Source organism: Amycolatopsis rubida (assembly GCF_900115345.1).
Classification (GTDB): domain Bacteria; phylum Actinomycetota; class Actinomycetes; order Mycobacteriales; family Pseudonocardiaceae; genus Amycolatopsis; species Amycolatopsis rubida.
The window spans coordinates 1-22,867 of record NZ_FOWC01000019.1 but is presented as its reverse complement, the minus strand read 5'-3'; the positions used below and the strand labels follow the sequence as shown (position 1 = coordinate 22,867).

The following is a 22,867-nucleotide window of genomic DNA, read 5'->3' as shown; positions in this document are numbered from 1 at the left end:
GCACTAATGTCGTCGACATCCCAGATTGCGGCGGCACTCCGCCAGCGCGACGGAATTGCTTAAACAGCAGGCATTCCGGCTTGCCGCCGTCTTCGACGCCCCCAAGGAGTGTGTTGTGACTTCGGTGTCGTACGCCACAACCGGCGGTCGTGAAATCGCGGAATCCGGTCATCCTCTCGACCCGCTCACCGCGGCCGAGATCCGCAGTGTCACCAGGATGGTTCGCACCCGGCCGGAGGTGAACGACCGCACCCGGTTCGTCAGCATCACGCTGCTGGAACCGGCCAAGCACGCGGTGCAGGCCTATCCGGAAAAGCCCTGCCCGCAACGGGATGCGTTCATCGTGCTGCGTCAGCCCGACCGGAAGACGAGCTACGAGGCCACCGTGTCCCTCACCGGCTCCCAGATCACCTCCTGGCGGCAAGTGCCGGACGTGCAACCGGCGATCACGCTCGAGGAATTCATGGCCTGCAAGGCTGTCGTGCGCGAAGACGAACGCTGGCGCTCAGCGCTGCACGACCGCGGCGTGGCCGACGTCGAGGAAACGGTAGTCGATGCCTGGACGGTCGGACATCATCGGGAGGACGGCCGCTTCGACGACCGCCGGCTGGCGCACGCCCTGACTTTCGTTCTCGACGGCGAAGGCGACAACCCGTATGCGCGCCCCGTCGACGGCCTGCGCGTGCTGGTCGACCTGGACGAGATGTCGGTCGTGGACGTGGAGGACCGCGGCGGGCCGCCCTTGCCGCCGCACGCCGGAAACTACACCGAGGACCTCATCGGCCGCGAGGACAACTGGACACCGGTCGACCGGGTGCGCGACGATCTGCATCCGATCGTGCTCGCGCAGCCGGAAGGGCCCAGCTTCCGCGTCGACGGCTATGCCGTCGAATGGCAGAAATGGCGTTTCCGACTGGGATTCACCCCCCGTGAGGGGCTCGTGCTGCATCAGCTCGGCTTTTCCGAGAAGGGCAGGACGCGGCCGGTCGTCCACCGGGCGGCCTTGTCGGAGATCTTCACGCCGTACGGCGACCCGGGACTGGTCCACAGCCACAAGCAGGCGTTCGACGAAGGCGAGTACGGCGCCGGGTACATGGTGAACTCGCTCAGCCTCGGCTGCGACTGCCTCGGCGACATCACCTACTTCGACGTCGTCGTCCACGACGACCGCGGCGAGCCGATCACCATTCGCCAGGCCATCTGCATGCACGAGGAAGACTACGGCGTCGGCTGGAAGCACACGGACTTCCGCACCGGCGACGCCGTGACCCGCCGTGCCCGGCGGCTCGTGGTGTCGACTTTCTCCGCGCTCGGCAACTACCAGTACGGCTACTTCTGGTACCTCTACCTCGACGGCACGATCGAGTTCGAAGTGAAACTCACCGGCATGATCTCGACCGGCACCGTCGCCCCCGGCGAAAAACCCGTCTACGGCACGCTGGTCGCGCCGGGCCTGTACGGCCCGAACCATCAGCACTTCTTCAACGTCCGGCTGGACATGTGCGTCAACGGCAACGACAACTCGGTCTACGAGGTCAATTCGGAACTCGCCCCGCCTCAGGACAACCCGTTCGGACACGCGTGGCTGGCCCGCCGAACGCTGCTGGCCACCGAGCGGGAGGCACAACGGACCATCGACCCCGCGCACGGGCGGCACTGGCTGATCGTCAATCCGAACGTCCGCAACAGACTCGGCGAGCCCGTGGGCTACAAGCTCGCCGCGGGAGCCAATGTGCTCCCGATCCAGGCCGAAGGAACCGAAGCCCATCGCCGAGCCGGATTCGCCTACAAACACCTGTGGGTGACCGCGTACGACCCGGCACAGCTGTACGCCGGGGGCGACTACCCGAACCAGCACCCGGGCGACGGCCTCCCAGAGTACGCGAAAGCCGACCGGCCCCTGGACAACACCGACGTCGTCGTCTGGTACACCTTCGGCGACCACCACGTGGTCCGGCCCGAGGACTGGCCTGTCATGCCCGTCACGACCGTCGGATTCCAGCTCAAGCCCTTCGGCTTCTTCGACGGCAACCCCGCACTCGACGTGCCGGCGCCCACCCCGCACTGCGCGCCGGAGAACTCTCCGCACACCGGCACCGACGACGGAAGGAACCAGCGATGACCTCGACGCTGGCCGACCGCTACCCGACCCGCACAGCGGATACCCCGCAGATCCTCGAACGCCCGGACCCCGCGGTATGGGGCGACCGTCCAGGCCCCCTTGCCGATACCAGCCTCGACGCATACGCCCGCACCGGCTTCCTCGCACTGGAACACCTCTTCGACCGCGCCGAAGTGCAGACCTGCCTCGACGAACTCGATCGGCTCGGCGCCGAACTCCGTGCCGCGGAAGACGAACGCGTCGCCTTCGAGGGCGACACGAGACAGGTGCGGTCGATCTTCGAAGTACACCTGCTGAGCAAGGAGATCCGCGGAATCCTCGTCCAGCCGAAGGTCGTCGACATGGCCCGGCAGATCCTCGGCTCCGAGGTCTACGTCCACCAATGCCGGATCAACTGCAAACCAGGGTTCGACGGCGGGCCGTTCCACTGGCATTCCGACTTCGAAACCTGGCATGCCGAAGACGGAATGCCGCGGCCGCGCGCGTTCAGCATCTCTGTCGCCCTCACCGAGAACTACCCGTTCAACGGGGCGTTGATGATCATGCCCGGAACCCACGCCAAGTTCATCACCTGCTGCGGAACCACCCCGCCGGGCTACTTCCACGATTCGCTGCGACGCCACGAACCCGGAGCCCAGGTCGGCATGCCCGACCGCGCTTCCCTCACCCGCATGAGCGACGAGCACGGCATCGAGTGCTTCGCCGGGAAACCGGGCTCGGCGACCGTGTTCGACTCGAACTGCCTGCACGGGTCGAACGGCAATGTCACCCCGTTCCCGCGCTCGAACCTGTTCGTGGTGTTCAACAGCGTCGAGAACACCCTGGTCGAGCCGTTCGCCGCACCGGAACGACGGCCGCCCTTCATCGCGGCCCGCGACTTCACTCCCTTGGCCGAACTGGCGAAACGATGATCGCACTGAGCAACGTCGTCGGAGGCACGCGGACCGAATCGCAGAGCCGCGACCGGCTCCCGATCCGCAACCCCAGCGATGCGGTCGTGTACGCGACCGCTCCTCGATCCGGCGGCGCCGACGTCGACGCCGCGATGAGCGCGGCCGCCGCGGCGTTTCCCGGCTGGGCATCGGCCACGCCGAGCCGGCGGCAGCAGAGCTTGCTCGATCTGGCCGGCGTTCTCTCCGATCACGCCGACGAGCTCGTCGACGCGGAGTGCCGCAACACCGGAAAGCCGCGAGCGCAGATGTCCCGGGAAGAGCTGCCCCAACTGCTGGACCACATCCGGTTCCTCGCCGGAGCGTGCAGGTGCCTCGAAGGGCGCGCGGTCGCCGAATACGAAACCGGCTACACCTCCGGCGTCCGACGGGAACCGGTCGGCGTGTGCGCGCAGATCACGCCCTGGAACTACCCGTTGATGATGGCCGTCTGGAAATGCGGGCCGGCGATCGCCGCGGGCAACACGGTGGTCCTGAAGCCTTCGGAGCTGACGCCCGAGTCGACGGTGCTGCTCGCCGACCTCGCGGCCGCAGTCCTGCCTGCCGGCGTCCTGAACGTCGTCTGCGGCGATTCTTCGACCGGGCAGCACATGGCGGCCCACCCCGTCCCGTCGATCGTCTCGTTGACCGGGAGCGTCCGAGCGGGCATCGACGTCTCTTCCGCCGCGGCAGCGACGCTCAAACGAGTCCACCTCGAGCTCGGCGGCAAAGCTCCGGTGATCGTCTTCGACGACGTCGACGTCGAACGCACAGCCGCCGGAATCGCCGCGGCCGCCTTCTACAACGCCGGTCAGGATTGTGCCGCCGCCACGCGAGTGCTCGTCCACGACAGCCGGCACGACGAGCTTGTTTCAGCGCTGGTGAAAGAAGCGAAGGCGATCCGGATCGGGGCGCCCGGGGACGCCACCGCGACCTGCGGGCCCCTGATCAGCGCGGCACACCGCGATCGCGTCGGCGGCTTCATCCAACGGCTGCCGCCCCACGCCGCGGTAGCGACCGGCGGCCGGGCGCACAGCGGGCCCGGCTACTACTTTCCGCCCACCGTCGTCACCGATGTCGCCCGCGACGACGAGATCGCCCGACAGGAAGTTTTCGGCCCAGTGCTCACGGTGGAACGCTTCGGCACCGAAACGGACGCCGTCGCCGCCGCCAATTCGGTCGACTACGGCCTGACCGCATCAGTGTGGACCCGCGATCACGGTCGCGCCCTGCGCACGAGCGCCGGACTCGATTTCGGCACCGTGTGGATCAACACGCATCTCACCGCGCCGGCGGAAATGCCGCACGGCGGATTCAAAAAGTCCGGCCACGGCAAGGACATGTCCGCCTACGGGCTGGAGGAATACACCCGGCTCAAGCACATCACGGCCGACCACCGGGCGTGACTTCGCCCCGACCACCGCCCGTGCGCAGTGACAACAGACCGGCAGGCGAAGCCGAGGGAGACCACCGTGACCTTGCTGACCGATGACCGGCACATCCTCGTCGGAGACATCCCGAATTGGCTCACGTCGATGATTTCCCGCTGCCCCACCCCGGACACCGACACCGCCGCGACCGACTGGGCCCACACCGCCCAGCACTGGATCCACTGCTGGGCGGCCGCCGCCGGCCGCCCGGTACCGACGATGTACGAGGCACTCGACCGGTTCGTCGCCACCATGCGAGCCGAAGGCGACCTCTCGGAGAACCAGATCGCCCAGGTCTGCCATGCCGTCGATCCCGGCAGGGCGCCGAGCCTGGCCGAGGGGATCGGGGCCGCGACCGAACGGTTCCTCTGGCGGGTCCGGCCCTGGATTCTTCTGTGGATCTCTTTCGCGCACTGGACCGTCAGCTGGTGCACGCACCGCCAGCGCGGGCATCTGCTGTTCCTGGCGCGCGACATGCTGACGACCTACCTGACCGCGCGCCGCCTCCACCAGAAGACGCCGTCCGGGCTGGACATCCGCCTCGCCCACGCCTCGCGCAGCGACCACGGCACGCTTTCCGACGTGCTCGGCCTGCGCACCGGCGAGCAGTACCGGCCCGGACGGGTCGCTCTGGTCGACTCGGGGTGCTACGGCACGGTCATGTCCCGCCTGGCAGGGCAGCTCGACCCGGCGGCCGTACCGGAGGACGAGGCGGCGTGCCTGTTCTTCTTCAGCCGCAACCCGAGGATCTTCGGATACCTCAACTACCTGCTGAGCCCGAGCATCCTCGAGTTGGACGTCGCGGGCACCGACGTGGCCGACTTCGTGATCTACGCCGGCGACGTGCTGGAAGCCATGCCCAAGCCGTACCGGGTCGTGCGCTCGAACGGCGTGCTGACGACCGAACTGCAGGACCTGCTGACGTTCTGCCTGGGCATGGCCGTGCTCAAGGAGGTCGACGACTTCTCCGTGGCCGGCCCGCCCGTCACCGTGCCCCAGGCCCAGCGGCGCGCCTTGGAACTTTACGCCGCCTACGCCCACGCGGGCCGCAGCCGGATGCTCGCCGACTCGCTGCTGTTCCACGCCCCGGCGCCGCAACAGCTGCCCGACAGCTACGGCTTCGCGTCCCTGGACTACCAGAGCTTCCCGCCGCAGAACGAGATCTTCGGGTCCGCGCCCGGATGACCGACCGGAAGGAGCGCACCATCATGACCGAGCCCGCCTCATTCGTCGGCCGCTGTCGCGACAGCGCCGGTCTGCTGGTCGAAACCGACGAAGACCGGCCCAGCCTCGAGGCGACCAGATTCGGCGCCGAGGTCCTCGCCTTGACCGGATCCGGGCCCGAAGCCGCCGACCTCGGATTCGTCGCCGGCGCCCGGCGGGGCCCCGCCTACGCGATGCACCGGGGCGGCGAGCTTTCCCTCGGCGCGACCTACTACGCGCTGCGGCTGCACGAGCTCGCCGGCATCGCGGTGCCGGCCCCCGCCGAGACCGGCGCCTGGGTCGCCTCGATCCTCGTCCGCGACGGCTCCGTCGGCGTCGACATGGACGACCTGTTCTACGGCATCCGTTCGTTGCTCATCCTCGCGCTCAGGCTGGACCGGCCGGCCGAAGACGCCGTCCGTGAGTTCCTCGGCCGGTGCACCGCCGACGGCGGCGGATGCGCACTCGAGCCGGGCCATTCCGCTGACATCGAACGCACCTACTGCGCCGTCGCGATCCTGCAGTGGCTCGGCGCCGACGACGATCAACTCGCCGCACAACGGCACGCCGGCTTCGCGACCGCGTGCGACGACGGCCGGGGCCACATCAAGATGCGGCCTGCCGAACCCGCCTGGTCGTTGGCCAGCGCCTACTGGGGCGCCCGTACGGTTCAGCTTCTGGGCCTTCCCTGGCGGTGGGAGGCACTCGGCTCGGCAGTCCGCGAGTGCGCGCGGCCGGACGGCGGCTACAGCGCGCACGACGAGTCGACGCTGTGGGAGACCTACTGCGCGCTGCGCGTGCGGCGCATCACCGCTGTCCGGCAGGGACAGCCGACATGACCGCGGCACTGCGCGCGGCCGCCGCCCCGCCGGATCGGCTCGGGTTCGGGCTCTACCTCGTCCCGGGGTACCCGACCTGGGACGTCAGCCTGGCCGCAGCGGAAGCGGCGGCAGCGCGCGGGATCGACTTCCTCGAGTTCCCGGTCCTCACCGAACCGGAGTTCTCCGGGAGCACCGGCGGGGTCGTGGCCGAAGCCATCGCCCTCGCAGGCGAGCACCTTGACCCGCATTCGCCGCGGCTGCGGGACTGGCTGCGGCGGGTGCCGGCGGCAGTCGGCATCGTCTACCGCTCCGCCTGGCCGATCCCGGGCGATTGGCGGGCCGGCACGAGTGTGCTGTCCGCCTGCTCCGGGTTGTTGTGCGAGCACGACGCCCAGCCGTTCGCCGAGTACGCCGAAACCGCACGCCGCCACGGGATCCCGCTGGTGCCCACGGTCCGCGCCTCGGCCGAGGGCCTCGCCGACACCGAGGTCCTCCACCACGGCGACGGGTTCGTCTACTGCGCACTGAGCGGGGAGACCGGCTCTCGCGGCGACTTCGGCGACGGGCTCGAACGGACCCTGGACTCGGTGCACGACGCACGGCCGGACCTGCCGGCTTATGCCGCCTTCGGCATCCGCACGCCCGGCGACGTCGCCGAGATCGCCGCGCGCGGCGCGGACGGGTTCATCGTCGGCAGCCACGCACTGGCCCTCCTCGGCACCGCCGGCCTCGACGGCTTCGAAGGCTGGCTGGACGACATGCTCGCGGCCCGCACCGGCCCCGCGCCGGTTTCGGCTCCGCGCGCCGGAAACTAGGAGAGATCATGTTCACCGCGCCCTTCACCTTCACCTCCGAACAGGAGCGGCTCCGCGAGGACGTGCGGACGTTCCTCCGGGTCGACTGCCGAGAGGACCTCGTCAGGACCCGGCGCGCACGCCCGTGGCGGCACTCCGACCTCGCCTACCGCGGGCTCGGCGAGCGCGGCTGGCTCGCGCCCGACTGGCCCGCCGAGTACGGGGGCCTGGGACTGTCCATTGTGGAGTCGGCAATCGTCGCCGAGGAGATGGCGCTGGCCGGTGTGCCCGACAGCGCCCGGGTCAACACCGTCGACAACGCCGGCTCCACCCTCCTCGCGGCCGGCACCGCCGAGCAGAAGGCGGAGTTCATGCCTCCGATGGCCGCCGCGGAACGGCTGTTCGTCGTCCTCTACAGCGAACCCGAAGCCGGCTCGGACCTCGCCTCGCTGAGCACCCGCGCCACCCGGGACGGCGACGGCTGGCGGCTGACCGGCGAGAAAATCTGGAATGTCGGGGCCTTCAAAGCCGACTACGGCGTGTGCCTGGCCCGGACCTCCGAGGGCCGCAGCAAGTACGCGGGCCTGAGCCTCTTCCTCGTGCCGCTGCGCGCCGAGGGAGTGCGGATCGCCGAGGTCGCGGGGTTCAACCCGGAAACGTTCAACCGCATCGTGTTCGACGACGCCCCGCTGACCGCCAGCGCACTGGTCGGAGCCGAGGGCGACGCTTGGCAGATCGTCAACGAGGCGCTCGCGGTCGAACGGACCGGGGTGTACTTCTACGGGCACGCCCAGCGCTGGCTCACCCTGCTGACCGGGTTCGAACTGCCGCCACGGGCGATGCCCGAGGTCGACCGGCTGCGCTCGGACCTGTCCGCGGCCCGGTTGCTCACCTGGCGCTGCGTGGACCTGCTGGCCCGCGGAGAGGACGCCACCGCCGCGGCCGCCGCCGCGAAATGGTGGACCAGCGAACTCACCGCCCGCGTCGCCGCGCTGGTGTGGTCGGTCCGAGAGGTCTTCTCCGGCACCGAAACCATCACCCCGCGCTGGGAAGGCAGCGTCGAACGGATCGACGGCCTGCCCACAGCCGGCGTCGAACTGGGAGTCTCCCTCAGCGAAGCCCCGGGGCTGACCGTGGCAGGAGGGACGTCGGAGATGATGCTCGAGACGGTGTCGGCCGCCCTGCTCGACGACGCCGAGGCGGTCATCTGATGCGTACCCGGCTTTCCAACGCGCAGGAAGAGCTGCGCACGCACCTGGCAGCCGTGTTCTCCGACGACCACGAGGACGTCTGGACGGGCTGCAGCCGGCACGGCTGGCTCGGCCTCACCGTCGACTCCGCACACGGCGGGCTCGGCCTCGGCGAGACCGAAGCCGTTGTGCTCGCCGAAGAACTGGGGGCCGCCGCGCGGCCCGCGGCTGTCCTGGAACACGTCGCCTGCGCGGAAACCCTGGCCGCGCGACACAACGCGGCCACCGACGAAATGCTCGGCGAGGCCCTCCTCGGACGCCGACGGCTCCGGCTGGACCTGCCCGTCGTCCCGCGCGACCGAGTCGAACAGCCGTCCTGGTGGCTGCGGCTGAGCGCGCACCTGCTGGGACTGAGCCGCCGAGCTGTCCGGCTCGCCGCCGAACGCAGCCGCGAGCGCCGTCAGTTCGACGGTCCGATCGCCCGGTTCCAGGGCCTGGTCCTTCCCCTTGCCGCGCACGCGGCCCGCATCGGCGGTCTGCGACTGCGCCTCCACCAGCTGGCCGGCGAACTCGACCGCGGCGTCGCCGACCCGCGCGACGTCGCGGTGTTCGCGCAGTCCGTGCGCGCTCATGCCTACGAAGCGGTCAACCACGCCGTGCACGTCTTCGGCGCGGCCGGGCTCACCTACGCCGAGCCGATCAGCGCCTGCCATCAGCGCATGCTGGAAACCGGCACCCGGCTCGTCCCGGACACCGGCCACGACCACAAGCTGCCCGCGCCGGAACCGTACTGGCGCACGGCATTGCGGCGGCGCGTGCCGGAAAGCCGGTGGGCGGGCAAGCGCGTAGCCCGGACCGCTGAACGGGTCCACGACCTCGTCCGCGCCGCAGCCGCCCGCCACCACGACCAGACCGCGGTCACGATGGCGGGCGAGGAACCGCTCAGCTACCGCGACCTCGACCGGCGCGCCAACCAGCTGGCCCGCCTCTTGCGCGAACGCGGCGCAGGGCCGGGGGAACTGGTGGCAGTCTGCCTCCCCCGCTGCGTCGACCTCGTCGTCGCGCTGCTCGGCGTGCTCAAGAGCGGCGCCGCCTACCTTCCGCTGGACCCGGAATACCCGGAGACCCGCCTGGCCTTCATGCTCGAGGACAGCGGCGCGTCGGTCGTGCTCACCCAGGACTGGTTCACCGAATGGCTGCCCGAGACTCCGGCCGCCGTCGTCCGGCTCGACACCGACGAAGACCTCCCCGGTCAGCCGGCGACGCCGCCGGAAGAACAGGCCACCGCGGCCGACCTCGCTTACGTCATCTACACCTCCGGGTCGACCGGCACACCCAAGGGCGTCGAGATCGAGCACCGCGGTCTGGTCAACCGGCTCTGCTGGGACATCGGCACCTTCCCGCTCGGCCCCGGCGACGCCGTGCTGCACCACACCTCGCTGTCGTTCGACATCTCCGCGATGGAGATCTTCGGCGCGCTGGTCAACGGCGCCCGCGTGGTGCTCGCGCCGCCGGGAACCGAGCGCGACACCGCGACGCTCGCCCGGACCATCACCGAGGAACAGATCACCGCGGTGCCCTTGGTCCCGTCCGTGCTCGACGTCCTGCTGGAGGAACGCCCGGGGCTCAAGGAAGCGACTGCGCTGCGGTACCTGTTCTCGGGCGGTGAAGCACTGTCCGCCGACCTCTGCCGCCGAGTATTCGCCACGGTGCCCTGGGCCGAACTGCACAACTTCTACGGCCCCAGCGAAAACAGCGTCGACGTCACCGCATGGCACTGCACGCCCGACAGCATCCGCGACAGCGTCCCGATCGGCGTCCCGCTGGACAACGTCACCGTCTACGTCGTCGACGACACCGGCACCCCTGTCGCCGGCGGCGCCACCGGGGAACTGCTCGTCGGTGGCGCCGGGCTCGCCCGCGGCTACCGCAACCGGCCGGAGCTGACCGGCGAACGATTCCTGCCCGACCCCTTTTCCCTCGACCCGCACGCACGGGTTTACCGCACCGGCGACCTGGTCCGCCACCGCCCCGACGGGGCTCTTGAGTACCTGGGCCGGCTCGACGAACAGGTCAAGATCCGCGGCTTCCGCATCGAACCCGGCGAAATCGAGACGGCGCTCGAGCAGATCGCGTCCGTCCGCCAGGCCATCGTCAAACCAGTCGGCAACGTCCGGCTCGACGCCTACGTCACCTGCTTCGACGACCGGACGCGGCCGGATGAACTGCTCGACCAGGTCCGCCACCGGCTTCCCGCGCACCTGGTGCCCAGCCGTCTCGACATCCTCCCGGCGTTTCCGCTCATGCCCAACGGCAAGATCGACCGCTCCGCGCTCGCCCCCTCCGACGACGCCGGAGGCGGCAGTGAACACGAAGGCGGCGTCCGCGGCACGGTCCGCCGGCTCATGGCCGACGTGCTCAACCAGCCCTCGGTCGAGCCTGCCGCCGACTTCTTCGACCTCGGCGGCACCTCGCTGCAAGCGGCCCGATTCGTCGCCCGCGTCCGCAGCTCCACCCCGATCCGGCTCGACCTCGGCCGGTTCATCCAGGACCCGACCTGCGAAGGGGTTCTGGCACACCGCTCGGAGGCATCATGACGACGCTCTACTGCCTGGTGCACGCCGGCGGCACCCCCGCCGGGTACCGGAGCTGGATCAAAGACCTCTCCCCCGGCCTGAAGGTCGTGCCGGTGCAGCACCCTCGGCCGGGCGGGGGAACATCGATGACGCTGCAGGCGTCGGCGCGCGGTGTGGCCGAGCAGGTCGGCACCGAAGACTACGCGTTCTTCGGCCACAGCCTGGGCGCCGTGATCGCCTTCGAGGCGGCGCGCGTCCTCACCCAGGGCGGAGCGCCACCGCGGCGGCTTTTCGCCTGCGGCAGCGCGGTCCCTCCGGTCGAGTCGGCCCGCGCCCGCGACCTGCGGCTGCTGCCCGACCGGGAATTCCTCGACGAGATCGCCCGGCTCGGCGGCCTGCCCCCGGCCGTGATCGCCGACGCGGAACTGCGCCACGAGTTCCTGCCCGGACTGCGCGCCGACTACACCCTGGCCGAAACCTACGACTACCAGGAAGGCCCGCCGCTGACCTGTCCGATCTCGGCGTTCCGGGGCCGGACCGACCCGCACGTCGACCTGGCGGGACTGCGCCGCTGGCACGAGCACACCGAAGACGACACCGTCGTCCGCGAAGTGCCCGGCGGCCACTTCCCCCTGCAGCACGCCAGCCTCTTCCTGCATCGCGCCATCCGGAAGGACCTGGACATCGACCTGCCCGCGCACCGCTGAAGGAAAAGAGAAAGCCATGCACACCGTCGTTCTCGCCACCGCCACCGACGAAGCCTGCAAGACCGAAGCCCACGAGCTGCACCGGTTCACCAGCCTCGTGGACCGGCTCGAACAGCACGACGCCCGCTTGGTGGCGGCGTGGAACCTGCTGGGCAAATACGACTACCTGATGGTGCTGGAAACGCGGGACGATCCCCGTGCCGCCTTCGGCGCGATGTCGCTCATCGCCCAGTCCGGCTCCATGCGCACCGAAACCATGGTGGCCATGCCGCTGACCGAGTACTTCGAACTGGCCGGCGAAGTCGCCGGTCAGTCCCCGGCCCCCGCGGCGCGCCGAGCGGAGAACTTCACGTAGACCAGCGCTCCGGCCGCCAGCGCCGCCGGGAACACCACATACCAGCCGGCGAGCACGAACACCCCCAGCACCAGCACCACGGCCGCGAACGCGACCCACCACTGGCGCCGACGGGTGGGCAACAGACGCAGACCGGAGAGCATCGCGACAAGGTAAATGCCCGCGAGGCACGCGTTCTCGGCCCGCAAAGCCGGTTCGAGCCGGAATCCCGTCAGAACCGTGATCACGAAACTGACCGCGATGCCCGCCGTCACGACCAGCAGGCTCCGGCGCGGCACCTCGCCCGCATCGCTTCCCTTGGCCAGCCACGACGGCAGCGCCCCGTCGCGGCCAAGGGCGGCGCCCAGCTTGGACATGCTCGCGACGAAAACGTTGAGCACCCCGAGCGTCACGACCACCGCCACAACCGCGGCGATCACCCGGACAGACGTGCCGAGCGAGCGGCCCAGCAACTCGGCCAGCGGGGCCTGCGCGGAACCGGCGGCCGGACCGAGCACCAGGATCGTCATCCCGCCCACCGCCAGATACAACACGCCGATCACGACGATCGAGATCCCGGTCGCCAACGGCAGGTCCCGCCGCGGGCGGCGGAAATCGGGAGCCAGGTGCGTCACGGTCTCCCACCCGGTGAAGGACCACACCAGCAAGCTGACCGCCGTCGCCACGCCTCCGACACCATGCGGCGCGAAAGGCCGAAGGTGCTCCGGCCGGGCATGAGGCGCCGAAACCACGACCGCACCGACCAACAACACCGCAAGGAACGCAGTGAGCACCAGTTGCACACGCCCTGAGAGCTCGACACCGACCGCGTTGACGCCGACCGCGACGAGCACGAGCACCACGGCGACAACCACCGTCGTCGTGCGCCCGCCGCCGATCAGGGCAGTCACATAGGCGGCACCGAAGGCACTCGCCGCGGGCATCCCGGCCAACGCACCGAAGTAGAACCACCAACCGGCCAGAGCCGAGGCGCGGCGGCCGAAAGCGCGATGAGCGAACGTCGCGGGCCCGCCCGCGTCGGGATGGCGGCCCGCCAACGCTCCGAACGTCGCCGCCACTGGCGCCGAGACCACGACCAGGATGAGAAACGCCACCAACGCGGCCGGTCCCGCCGCCTTCGCCGCCAGCGACGGCAGCACGAGCAGGCCGGTTCCCAGCACTGCTCCGACATAAAGACCCACCCCTTGCAGCACGGACAGCTGGCGCTTCGCAGTGTCTCGCTCGGCCCGCGCCGTCGGTTGCCCTCCCATGCCCGCCGAGTACCCGATCACCCGCGCCCGAACACCCCGGGCCTGGGCGCAGCCGCTGGGCCGTGTTTCACAAGGCGTAGCCACTCGTTGATGGTGGCGATGTGGATGGCGGCTTCGTAGCGGAGGGCGAGCTTGTCGCAGCGGGTGGCCAGTGCTCGGTGGTGTTTGAGGCGGTCGATGCCGCATTCGACACCGTGGCGTTTCTTGTAGATGTCCCGGTCGAAGGCTGGTGGCCTTGATGCTCCTTGACCTGAGCGGCATCGGCTCCGGCTGGCGGCTGGGTGCCCGATGGTGTGAAGGGCATCCGCAGGTAGGCGCAGATGATGTTGACGATGCTCTGCCGTTGGCCGGGGTTGTCATGGGCCAGGCGCTCCAAGGCGTACAGCCCGGTGACGTTCTTCTCCGTCGCGTTGCTGCTCGCGCCAAGAGAACAGCACAACGCCTGCCCGGCGAATTCGCCGGGCATGACGGAACACTGTGGTAATTTCACGATCGTCGCGGCATGGTGCGACCACATGCGGTCGTCGCGGCCGACGCGAACGCGCCCGCGATCGGCACCAGCGCGAACGGCTGGACGTTCCTCCTCGCCGTCGCCGACAACGGGAATATGCCGGTGGCCCGCCAGACCGGAGCCGGGACACGCCCCGTTCACCGGCTGGGTGCCGGTCGGCCCGCAGCGTCCGTGCCGAGCCCCCGGCCCGGCGGGACGCGCGCCTCCGGAGCGGACCGGGTCACGCCGACCCGGGCAGGGACGCGGGTTCGACCGCACCAGCCTCGGCCATGTTGCGGAGTGTGTCAGCAGTGATGACCGCCGCGGCGCGAACGATGTCGCCGTTGCGGTACGTCACTCTGCAGTCCGAGTCGATCGCGTAGATCAGTGACGAACCATTGGTTTCGCGGTAGCTGGCGACCGCGTCGCCGGCGCTGTCGTCCGTCTCCGAGGATGTCTCGACAGTCTCGGGCACCAGTTCTCTCCGTCCGGCCCCGTCTGATGCGCCTGATGTTCCGATCGACGCGCCTCGCGCGCCCGCGATGCTAGTTCGACCGATCGGGAGCGGCGATGCGACATGCTGTGGCAGGTCGCGTAGCGTTCGACAACCCTCCGTCCTTCCAGACGCGACCGTGCGGGGTATCGCTTGGCCCGAGGGCGGCACACGGTCGCGGTGTCCCGGCACTTCGGAATGCCCCGAAGGCTGCCGGTAACCACCCAGGATCGGCCCATGACGAAGGTCGTCGACTACGCATCCCCGGATCGCTCCCCAGTCTCGAATGCTTCGGGTCGCGTGGTGGCCGTCGCGACGATGAAGGCTTCGTCTTCAGGGCCGGACTGGCCATGCCCGTCTGGTTGAACCGATGGATCACGTCCTCGTCGCCCCGCACCAGCCAGGCGATCGCCGGGACAGTGTTACCGCCGACCGAGGCGAGCACCACCATCGCCCGGCGCAGCCGCCGCTGCCCTTCATGATCGGTCAGCCTGCGCACCCGGACTGGATCTGCCATCCATCCAGCCTGACGGCAAACCCATCACCCACCCCGAACGCTGACCGGCGTGGCACCAAACCGGCCAACGTTCATGGACAGAGCACTAGCATCGCCGCCGAGCACGCACAGTTCCGCGATCGAGGACTGGTCTCCACCCAGCGCAGCGTCCAGGATTCTGTCGAGTACGTCGACTGGCCTGTCCCCTTCGGTCAACTCGATCTGGGCGGCCCATCGCTGATCAGGCCGTCCTCGGCGAACGCGTTCACTGCGACGCCGTCTCGCGCAACTTCTTCGCGTGCAGGTCCGGAACGTATGGCTCAGCAGCGATGGCTTTCCTCCACAGCGCAGCAGGAACAAAACCGGCCCGGTTTCGGCACCCGGCCCCGTCGCGTTGTTCCCGATGCCTGGCCTGACCAGATACCAAGCACATCCCGCCGGACCGGCTGCCAGCCGAGCCGCTCCAGCGACGCCGCGGCCCGAACACCCGGGAACCAGTTCCGTCGAACGGGAAACTGTGCAAGACCCTGTCCACCGCGTTCGGGGTGAACCTCAAGTACTCATCGGGTGGCTGGGTGCGAGTTCGACCGAGACCGGCACCACGTTGCTGAGCGTGTGACCGACCGGCGACGAGGCGATCACTCTGGCGTGCAGTGCTTCGAGGTCAGTGCGTGACGCCTCGGCAACGATCCGGACGCTCGCGGTGATCGAGTCGAAGCCCGCGTGGCCCTCCTTCAGTCCCAGAAAGACCTGGAGGTCCAGGCTCCCCCGAATCTCGACGGAGAGTTGTTCGATCGTGATCCCGGTCAGGGCGGCGTTCGCCGCGTAGCCCACCGCCAGGCAGTTGCCGAGCGCGCCGAGGAGATGCTCGACCGGGCTCGGTGCACTGTTTCCACCCGCCAGTTCCATGGGTTCGTCGGCCTCGGTCGGGGCGAGGCCGCGGGTTCGGGCTTCCGAGCGGAAGCCGCCGAGCCACCTGACGCGGCTGCTCCACGTGGTGCGAGCGTTCGCAGGGTCCTGCCGGACCGACTCCACCAGCGTTGCCAAGGACTGCATGTTGACGTCGTTGATCCCTGCCTCGTTCACGTTTCGCCCTCCGGCCGGTCCGGTCGTCCACGGTCAGGAATCTCTTTGCGAGCAAGTGACATCGCTCGCAGTGAGTTCGCCGCGTGCCGGTGGCGCCGACCGGTAGGCCAGCGCTCCCCAGGCCATGCCGGCTCCGACCGCGGGCATCAGGATCAGTTGTCCTGGGCGCAATGCGCGTTGCCGGCGCGCGGCGACAAGGGTGATGGGGATCGAGGCCGCCGCGGTGTTGCCGAGTTCCGCGTAGGTGGACACGACCCGGTCGCGGGGATAGCCAAGTACGTCCCCGTAGCGAGTGAGAACCTCGTCTGAGGTCTGGTGGGGCACGATGAGCGAGACGTCGGACAGGGTTGCGCCCGCGCGGTCCAGCACCGTCCGGGTGGCGTGCACCATGCGGTCGACGGCCCACGGCCCGATCCTCGCGTACCGCAGCCGGAGGTGGCGCCGGCCGCGGTTGGGCGGGTGCCCGCCGCCGGGCTCGCGGAAGGTGACGTAGTGGCTCAGGTGGCCGTCCGAGCCGGCGCTGTGCGCGATGATCCCCACACCGTCGTCCCGGTGGTGTTCGACCACGACCGCGCCCGCGCCGTCTCCGAACACTGTCCGGGAAACCCAGTCGTCCGGCGCGAACAGCGGAGAGCTGACGTCGGCTGCGACGACGAGGGCCCGCTGGTACCCCTGGCACCGCAACAGTCCGTCGGCCACGAGCATGGCATCGACGAATCCGGTGCAGGCCGAGTCGAGCTGGAGGAACTTCGCACTGCACCCGAGATCACCCTGCACGTGGCTGGCCGCGGGGGGCACCCGGCCTCCGGTGAAGGTGGACAGGACGATCACGTCGATGTCGTCGGCACTCACGGCGGCGTCGTCGAGGGCGGCCCGGGCCGCCCCCGCTGCCAGGCTCGATGTGCTCTCCGGCGGCCTGGCGACCCGCCTGGTCCGGCCGCCGTGCTGACTTCGCGACCATTCGTCCAGGCTGACACCCGCGTACCGCGCGCGGTCGTAACCCGAACTCCGTTCGATTTCCGGATTGGTTATCACTTGTTCGGGCAGGCGCCGGCCGATCCCGATGATGACGGTTCCCACGACAGCCCTCCGTGTCCTGATCCGGTAGGTCCCGCGCCGAAATCCCTGAGGGGTGCCGTAAATTGATCATTAATAAGGAAGCCGACCAAAGCGGATCGAGGTTGTGGCGTGGTTCGGAGAATGGAATCCAATAATGTCCACGGCGACGGTTCGGCTCAACCATACAGTGCGCTTTATCGCTCGGCAAGGCCCCCGCCAGGCCCGTGCGGGAATTCGCCGCATTGGCGACAGGCAGGTCGAGAGCAGGGGTCGCTGCCGTAGTTCGGCCATATTCCGCGCCGCCCAGCGCGAAGGATCCGACAGCCTGGGCGATGGCACAGCCCATCTTCCAGCGACTGGCGTGCCTCCAGTTCTCTCGTGCGCAGCCGCACCGACTCGGACAGCGCGCGATGTTCGGCTGCCGAGGCGATCAGCCGGATATTCCAGCTTCGGCTTCGTACCAGGCTATTTCCTTTTCGCGGTTCACGAAGAATAGTGGGTCGACGCTTTCGGTCAGCTCTGGGATCGGCGGATGCCGGACACCGGGCACCGCTGCCGGAGTGACGTTCTCCTCCGCGCAGCGGCAGAACCCCGCGTCGCTCTTCCTGTCGCGCTCGCGCGTACCGCAATCCGCCCGGCACGCAACCGAAACAGCCGAACCGCCGTCGAGCGTGCCCCGTGCGCCTGGCCGCGAACTCCCTCCCTCGGCTCGGCCGCCCCAGCCGGCGACGACGACGGGTTCGCCGCGACCTCGGCTTCATCCACGCCCCACGCACGAGCGGACCTGGAATATTCCGTCAGACCCACACTCGGTTTCATGCCCCCACGGAGCTCGTCCACGCGCAACTGCGAAGCGCCTGCGCGCGAGTTTCGACCGACGATCACCGGATATGAGTATGTCCCGGGGAGGTGTGCTCGTCTCCGGCCCGGTTCGGGCGACGTGCGTACTGTGGTGAAACTGCTCGCGGATCTGGCCGTTCCCGAGGTGATGGGCAGCTCGTTCTTTGATTCGCCGGCTGCCGACTGGTCGGTTGAGCCGCCGTGGCAAACCCTGTCCAGGAATCACGTGCACAAGCTGACGGCATGGGATCGCGAGAATCTTGCGGAGTTCGTCGACCTGGAGCGTCACGTCTGCGACGTGTTGTCCGCCGGAATCGGCATCGCGCACGGGGACGTGTCGGAGTCCAGCATTCTGATTGACCGCAACGGGTTTCCCAGGATTGTGGGGTGGACATGGGCGGCTCGTTCTCCCACGTGGGTCGACGCCGCTGTTGTCATCGTGCGGCTCGTGGAGGCGGGATGCGCACCGGAAGAAGCCGAGAACATCGTGTCGGCAGTGCCGGCATGGGCAGAAGCCAGCCCGGCTTCGCTGAACGCGTTCGCCGTTGCGCTGCTGGGGTGTTGGATACTCAGCAGTCGGCAGCCGAGTCTTACTGACGCGGCACGGTGGTATGCCCAATACCGGCTCTACGACGCGACCCACTGTGCGCAGGGCGACATGACGAACGAGGTTGACTACCACGCGCTCGCTCCGTCGGCGATGATCCTGCTTCTGCCTGTCATTTCCACCGCGGTGTCCATCAGTGGTTCATGGTTCATCGCGCGCCGCAAGGAGAAGAAGATGAACGCCGACAACGCGGACGACACTGTCCAGTTCAGGCGGACGGCCGAGCTGGGGAAGCCTCTCACGGTTGACGACCAGACGATCGGCAGATCGTCGTCACGGCCCGGCCGCCACGGCGCTCGCCACCGCTTGCCCGGCATCGCGGCTCCGCAGTGGCCGGGAGGCGATCCGGATTTCCCGGATCGCATTCGAAACGAGCGGGGCGGCGGCCGTGACCGCGGTCGCGCGCTCGACAAATTCGACGACAGCCTGCTGGGCCAGCACTCCGGCCCCACCCGCGTCGTGCTGAGCACCTACGTCGACTTCCAGTCCTGGGCCATGAACGACCACCTCGGGATCCCCGACGCGGCACAGATCGCCTGGGACCGCGGGCGCGCCAACGCCGATTCCATGATGTCGGTGCGCGCCAGCGCGCTGGCGATCAACAAGCAGTCCCACGGTGCCACCTACGCCGGCATCGACGCCGGGAAGAAAGCCGGCGACGCCCAGACCGCCTGGCGCGAGGGCACCACGGGCGTCGACCGCACGGCGGCCGACGACGCCAAGGCGGTGTACGCGACGTTCGGGATCGTCGGCGACTACATCGCCGGCAACGAAGTCGCGGCCAGCGACTGCTCGACGCCGAGCTTGCCCGCGCTCTTGTCGAACGAGTGCAGGGTTTCGTCGTAGCCGTAGTCGCTGATCCAGATCTTGGTCTCCACGAACACGTCCGAACGGTCCACTTCGGACCGGCGGATGCCTTCGCCGACCTCGCGCTCGTTGAAATACGAAGCCGCGGTGTCGATCAGCCGGTAGCCGACGCGCAGCGCCTCGGCCACGGACGCGGAGGTGGTCTCGGGCGGGGTCTGGAACACGCCGAAGCCCAGCGCGGGCATCTCGACGCCGTTGTTCAAAGTCAGTTTCACGCTCATGCCTCCACGGTAAATCCCCCGCTGCGATTCAGGGAGCCCGCCTTCATCGGGCAGGCATAGCCAGAAAACCGTTCCTGTTCTGCGATACTTATTCCCACAGACCCCGCCAGGACCCTGACGCCGAGGCGCGGCCCACGGGCGCGAACAGCTCGAATACCGGGATGCGGCGACCCTCCGGGACGGTCGCCGCGCTGCTGCGGCTCCGGTGGCTGTCCGGCTTCCCGTACCGGACGGCACGATCACCGCCGAGCAGCCGTCCGGGGCGAGGTTGGGTCGAACACGGTATCTGCGGAACTGCGACGGCGCTGTCGGGTCTCGTTGTTTCAATACCGGCAAGGGGACGGTACGCCCCGCGGTCCTGGTGTTATCTCTTTCTTCCGGCTCCTGCGAGGATGACGTACACGCTGGGGTCGTCGCAGGAGAGGCCAGGCTCGGCGGGGAGTTTCTCTTCGGGATGCCATCGCGTGGTCCAGGTCAGTCCTGGAGATATGAGGTCGAATTTTCCGAACAGTTCCCGCACAGCGGCCGACACGGTCGCGAGATGCTTTCCGTTCCGGCAAAGCGCCAGGCCCGCGCTCCGGTTCTTTCCGGCCTCGCCGACACGGCAGGGCTGGCGCCGCCAGGACGTGGGCAATCGCTGTGCGGGAGAGCGCGGTGGCGCACACATGCCGAGATCGCAAGTCGCCCTGCGGAGAGCATTGCTCCGGCGAATCTCCGGGGGGGTGTCCACTCGACCGTCGACGTTCCGGCAGGCCAGGTCGCCGAGCGAATCTGCCGCGGCACCTCGGCGCGGCCCGCGCCTCGATCACGATGGGATACCCCGCTACGCATTGGGCGGGGAACAGATCCTCCCCGATTTCGCGGAATGGACGGCAGAACGGAACGAGGCCCGCGGACTCGGCCGGAACTCCGCGCTGCTCCGGTCCGCTTCGCGGTGAGCACCCCGCAGGACCGAGTGCCGCACGCGGTTCGCTCGCAAGAACGAGACTTCGGGCGGGCAGGGTAGCCACGGCCCACGGCACGCACAATCCAGAGCCCTCAATTGTGCGCCTAGGGATATCCGTGCGAACCCAACGCGCTCCCCCTCCGGCGAAGTATTGCCTTCGCCATTCTCGCAATGTGCAATTACCGGATCGTGTTCGGCCCGCCCAACTCGCTTCCCGCGCTGGAGTCGCCATGTTTGCAGCTGTGTTGCACGGTCCCCGCGACGTCCGGTTGGACCGTGTTCCCGACGCCCGGATCGAACGGCCGACCGACGCTGTCGTCGAGGTCGCGCTGAGTGCGGTGTGCGGCACGGATCTCGGCGGCTACCTCGGTGTCGACCCGGTCTCGGGCGCACAGCGGATGGGGCACGAGTTCGTCGGCGTGGTCTCCGACGTCGGCCGTGCTGTCCGGTCCGTCCGGCCGGGCCAGGCCGTCCTCGCGCCGATGGGGTGGTCGGACGGCACCTGTTCGTTCTGCCTCCGCGGGTTGCCGACATCGTGCCGCAGCGGCGGGCTCTGGGGCGAGGCGGGCGCGGACGGCTGTCAGGCCGAAGCGGTCCGGGTTCCGCACGCCGACGGGACTCTGGTGCCGGTACCGGGCACCGCAGATGCCGAGCTGCTGCGACGGGTGCTGCCGCTGGCCGATGTGTTGTCCGCGGGCCACCACGCGGGCGTCACCACCAAGGTGCGGCCCGGCCGGACGGTCGCGGTCGTCGGAGACGGCGCGGTCGGCCTGTGCACTGTGCTGGCCGCGCGGCGGCTGGGCGCCGAACGGATCATCCTGATGGGCACTCATGCGCCCCGGCTCTCGATGGCCCGCGAATTCGGTGTCGACGACATCGTCCTGAGCAGGGACCAAGCCGCGATCGACGAGGTCCGGGCGCTCACTGGCGGAGACGGCGCCGACGCGGTCATCGACGCGTTCGGCAGCGAACAGTCTCTCGCGACGGCGGTGGGCGTAGCGAAAAGCGGGGGCGACGTCTGCCTCGTCGGCGTGACCGGCCAGCCGACCTGGGTCGATGTGAACGCCATGATCCGGCGCAACATCACCCTTCAGGCGGGCGTCGCGCCGGCGCGCAACTACCTTCCCGAACTGCTGGACGCGGTACTGGCCGACCAGATCGACGCCTCGCGGCTGTTCGACAAGAGCGTCCCGCTGGCCTCGGTGGCCGACGGGTACGCGGCGATGGGCGAACGCTCGGCGATCAAGGTGCTGGTCAGTCCCTGAGTTCTTCATTCCAGGCACGGCGAGGGAGATCGGATGACCGGTTCGGCCGCGATTGTCGTCATCGGCGACGAAGTGCTTGAGGGCAGCACGACGGACACGAACAGCAGCTGGCTCTGCCGTCAGGTGAGCGGGAGAGGCAGCCGGGTCGTGCAGGTCTGCGCGGTACCTGACGACCGGGAGCGCATCTGCGCCGCATTGACAGATTCTTTCTCGCTCGGAGCGAACCTCGTACTCACCTCGGGGGGGCTCGGCCCGACCCGCGACGACCTCACCGCGGCGGCGATCGCCGGATACGCCGGAGTGCCGGTTCGGCTGAACGAGACCGCTCGCGAACTGGTCGAGCAACGCTACGCCGAACTGGCTCGCGCTGAGGCCGCAGAAGCAGTGCCCTCCGACGAAACGCTGCGCGCCAGAACGAAGATGGCGCTTCTTCCCGAAGGCGCGGAGGCGGTGCCGAACGAGATCGGCGTGGCGCCCGCGATCCATCTGGTCGTCGCCGCCGGTTGCATTCTTGCTTTGCCGGGCGTGCCCGGCGAACTGAAATACATTGTGACACACCGGGGCGGCCATATTCTGCAACGCCGGCTCGGCATCGGTCATCTTCGCTGCGCCACGATTGTGACGTCGACGCAAGAAGAAGCTTCCTTAGCCGGTGCCCTACACGATTTCGACTCGTGCGGAATCGGCGACGTGTACCTGAAGTCGCGTGCCCGAAAATTCGGCCGAAACGTACGTGTGACCGTCACCTTGTCAGTGCGGGGCACGGATCCGGGCCAAGTTCAGCACCTGCTTGAACACTCGTTGACGCTGTTAGGCAAGACGCTCTCTCGACGCGGGATAGAAGTCACAGAGGTGACCTTCGACCATCCCGAGCCAATGCACCACGAAGGTCGGACCTGAGGTAAACCACCGCGAGTGGTCATTTCCCGCGCCGCCTCTCCCCGCTGCCCAGCACTCGGCACCGTGTTCGCCCGCCTCCGCGGCGGTCTCGGCGAACTGGCTTCCTTTGTGCCCGCTGTTACGCGGCACGCGCCGTTCGAGGACGTGGCGGCGGTGCGCGACGCCGGGGCGGACCGCTACGTCACGACCGGCGGCGGCTCCAGTGCGGTTGACAGCCGCG

The 22,867-nt window shown here is 69.0% G+C and carries 20 protein-coding genes; 14 read left to right on the top strand and 6 right to left on the bottom strand.

The features are described from left to right. Positions 1–115: 115 nt before the first annotated feature. The 10 genes from BM362_RS40755 (at position 116) to BM362_RS40710 (ending at position 12,127) form a co-directional block, all read left to right on the top strand. A complete protein-coding gene (locus BM362_RS40755; protein ID WP_244287444.1) occupies positions 116–2,122 on the top strand; it encodes a primary-amine oxidase in 2,007 nt (668 codons plus the stop codon). Beyond that, entirely contained in the window at positions 2,119–3,033 is a 915-nt protein-coding gene (gene thpD / locus BM362_RS40750; RefSeq protein ID WP_093576776.1) for an ectoine hydroxylase, read from the top strand. Before BM362_RS40755 ends, thpD begins: the two co-directional genes overlap by 4 nt. After that, positions 3,030–4,457 carry an aminobutyraldehyde dehydrogenase gene (locus BM362_RS40745; RefSeq protein ID WP_093576775.1) on the top strand — a complete coding sequence of 476 codons (1,428 nt, stop codon included), beginning with the start codon at positions 3,030–3,032 and terminating at the stop codon, positions 4,455–4,457. The genes thpD and BM362_RS40745 overlap by 4 nt, the downstream gene beginning before the upstream one ends. 66 nt (positions 4,458–4,523) lie before the next feature. After that, positions 4,524–5,666, top strand: coding sequence for a hypothetical protein (locus BM362_RS40740; protein ID WP_093576774.1), 1,143 nt, complete (start codon positions 4,524–4,526; stop codon positions 5,664–5,666). A gap of 23 nt (positions 5,667–5,689) precedes the next feature. Continuing rightward, the gene (locus BM362_RS40735; RefSeq protein ID WP_143132615.1) at positions 5,690–6,523 is read left to right on the top strand and encodes a prenyltransferase/squalene oxidase repeat-containing protein; all 834 of its coding nucleotides are present in this window, start codon (positions 5,690–5,692) and stop codon (positions 6,521–6,523) included. Beyond that, positions 6,520–7,320 carry a tryptophan synthase subunit alpha gene (locus BM362_RS40730; RefSeq protein ID WP_093576772.1) on the top strand — a complete coding sequence of 267 codons (801 nt, stop codon included), beginning with the start codon at positions 6,520–6,522 and terminating at the stop codon, positions 7,318–7,320. The genes BM362_RS40735 and BM362_RS40730 overlap by 4 nt, the downstream gene beginning before the upstream one ends. Positions 7,321–7,328: 8 nt before the next feature. Then, positions 7,329–8,510, top strand: coding sequence for an acyl-CoA dehydrogenase family protein (locus BM362_RS40725; protein WP_093576771.1), 1,182 nt, complete (start codon positions 7,329–7,331; stop codon positions 8,508–8,510). Next, positions 8,510–11,086, top strand: coding sequence for an amino acid adenylation domain-containing protein (locus BM362_RS40720; protein WP_093576770.1), 2,577 nt, complete (start codon positions 8,510–8,512; stop codon positions 11,084–11,086). Before BM362_RS40725 ends, BM362_RS40720 begins: the two co-directional genes overlap by 1 nt. After that, positions 11,083–11,772, top strand: a complete 690-nt coding sequence (locus tag BM362_RS40715) for a thioesterase II family protein (protein WP_067588458.1) — start codon at positions 11,083–11,085, stop codon at positions 11,770–11,772. Before BM362_RS40720 ends, BM362_RS40715 begins: the two co-directional genes overlap by 4 nt. 16 nt (positions 11,773–11,788) lie before the next feature. Beyond that, positions 11,789–12,127, top strand: a complete 339-nt coding sequence (locus tag BM362_RS40710; RefSeq protein WP_093576769.1) for a GYD domain-containing protein — start codon at positions 11,789–11,791, stop codon at positions 12,125–12,127. On the opposite strand, the gene BM362_RS40705 is transcribed toward BM362_RS40710, so the two are convergent. The 5 genes from BM362_RS40705 to BM362_RS40680 form a co-directional block, all read right to left on the bottom strand. After that, positions 12,082–13,377, bottom strand: a complete 1,296-nt coding sequence (locus tag BM362_RS40705; protein WP_093576768.1) for an APC family permease — start codon at positions 13,375–13,377, stop codon at positions 12,082–12,084. The two genes, BM362_RS40710 and BM362_RS40705, sit on opposite strands and share 46 nt — an antisense overlap. 67 nt (positions 13,378–13,444) lie before the next feature. Continuing rightward, positions 13,445–13,843 (bottom strand): hypothetical protein, encoded by a 399-nt coding sequence (locus BM362_RS50850; RefSeq protein WP_425285769.1) that lies wholly within the window; start codon positions 13,841–13,843, stop codon positions 13,445–13,447. 265 nt (positions 13,844–14,108) lie between these two features. Then, positions 14,109–14,342: a hypothetical protein gene (locus tag BM362_RS40695; protein WP_093576767.1), complete on the bottom strand. Its 234-nt coding sequence runs from the start codon at positions 14,340–14,342 to the stop codon at positions 14,109–14,111. Positions 14,343–15,408: 1,066 nt separating this feature from the next. Beyond that, positions 15,409–15,942, bottom strand: coding sequence for an OsmC family protein (locus BM362_RS40685; protein ID WP_244287443.1), 534 nt, complete (start codon positions 15,940–15,942; stop codon positions 15,409–15,411). Positions 15,943–15,975: 33 nt separating this feature from the next. Beyond that, positions 15,976–17,022 carry a 3-oxoacyl-ACP synthase III family protein gene (locus BM362_RS40680; RefSeq protein ID WP_093576766.1) on the bottom strand — a complete coding sequence of 349 codons (1,047 nt, stop codon included), beginning with the start codon at positions 17,020–17,022 and terminating at the stop codon, positions 15,976–15,978. A gap of 928 nt (positions 17,023–17,950) precedes the next feature. On the opposite strand from BM362_RS40680, the gene BM362_RS40675 reads away from it, so the two are divergent. Beyond that, positions 17,951–19,294 (top strand): hypothetical protein, encoded by a 1,344-nt coding sequence (locus tag BM362_RS40675; RefSeq protein ID WP_093576765.1) that lies wholly within the window; start codon positions 17,951–17,953, stop codon positions 19,292–19,294. Here the strand turns inward: BM362_RS40675 and BM362_RS40670 are convergent. Next, positions 19,204–19,536, bottom strand: a complete 333-nt coding sequence (locus BM362_RS40670) for an aldo/keto reductase (RefSeq protein WP_244287442.1) — start codon at positions 19,534–19,536, stop codon at positions 19,204–19,206. The two genes, BM362_RS40675 and BM362_RS40670, sit on opposite strands and share 91 nt — an antisense overlap. A gap of 1,176 nt (positions 19,537–20,712) precedes the next feature. Here BM362_RS40670 and BM362_RS40665 point away from each other — a divergent pair. From BM362_RS40665 to BM362_RS40655, 3 genes are all read left to right on the top strand, one after another. Next, positions 20,713–21,747: a zinc-binding dehydrogenase gene (locus BM362_RS40665; RefSeq protein ID WP_093576764.1), complete on the top strand. Its 1,035-nt coding sequence runs from the start codon at positions 20,713–20,715 to the stop codon at positions 21,745–21,747. 33 nt (positions 21,748–21,780) lie between these two features. Beyond that, positions 21,781–22,647, top strand: coding sequence for a competence/damage-inducible protein A (locus tag BM362_RS40660; protein WP_093576763.1), 867 nt, complete (start codon positions 21,781–21,783; stop codon positions 22,645–22,647). A gap of 15 nt (positions 22,648–22,662) precedes the next feature. Further along, a partial coding sequence (locus tag BM362_RS40655; protein ID WP_143132614.1) for an iron-containing alcohol dehydrogenase occupies positions 22,663–22,867 on the top strand: 205 nt, incomplete at its 3' end.

Bases quoted from the DNA above. Each gene is read 5' to 3' on its own strand.
- thpD (WP_093576776.1), top strand. From the start codon at position 2,119: ATGACCTCGACGCTGGCCGACCGCTACCCGACCCGCACAGCGGATACC.
- BM362_RS40745 (WP_093576775.1), top strand. From the start codon at position 3,030: ATGATCGCACTGAGCAACGTCGTCGGAGGCACGCGGACCGAATCGCAG.
- BM362_RS40735 (WP_143132615.1), top strand. From the start codon at position 5,690: ATGACCGAGCCCGCCTCATTCGTCGGCCGCTGTCGCGACAGCGCCGGT.
- BM362_RS40730 (WP_093576772.1), top strand. From the start codon at position 6,520: ATGACCGCGGCACTGCGCGCGGCCGCCGCCCCGCCGGATCGGCTCGGG.
- BM362_RS40725 (WP_093576771.1), top strand. From the start codon at position 7,329: ATGTTCACCGCGCCCTTCACCTTCACCTCCGAACAGGAGCGGCTCCGC.
- BM362_RS40720 (WP_093576770.1), top strand. From the start codon at position 8,510: ATGCGTACCCGGCTTTCCAACGCGCAGGAAGAGCTGCGCACGCACCTG.
- BM362_RS40715 (WP_067588458.1), top strand. From the start codon at position 11,083: ATGACGACGCTCTACTGCCTGGTGCACGCCGGCGGCACCCCCGCCGGG.
- BM362_RS40710 (WP_093576769.1), top strand. From the start codon at position 11,789: ATGCACACCGTCGTTCTCGCCACCGCCACCGACGAAGCCTGCAAGACC.
- BM362_RS40705 (WP_093576768.1), bottom strand. From the start codon at position 13,377: ATGGGAGGGCAACCGACGGCGCGGGCCGAGCGAGACACTGCGAAGCGC.
- BM362_RS50850 (WP_425285769.1), bottom strand. From the start codon at position 13,843: ATGCCCGGCGAATTCGCCGGGCAGGCGTTGTGCTGTTCTCTTGGCGCG.
- BM362_RS40670 (WP_244287442.1), bottom strand. From the start codon at position 19,536: ATGAGCGTGAAACTGACTTTGAACAACGGCGTCGAGATGCCCGCGCTG.
- BM362_RS40665 (WP_093576764.1), top strand. From the start codon at position 20,713: ATGTTTGCAGCTGTGTTGCACGGTCCCCGCGACGTCCGGTTGGACCGT.
- BM362_RS40660 (WP_093576763.1), top strand. From the start codon at position 21,781: ATGACCGGTTCGGCCGCGATTGTCGTCATCGGCGACGAAGTGCTTGAG.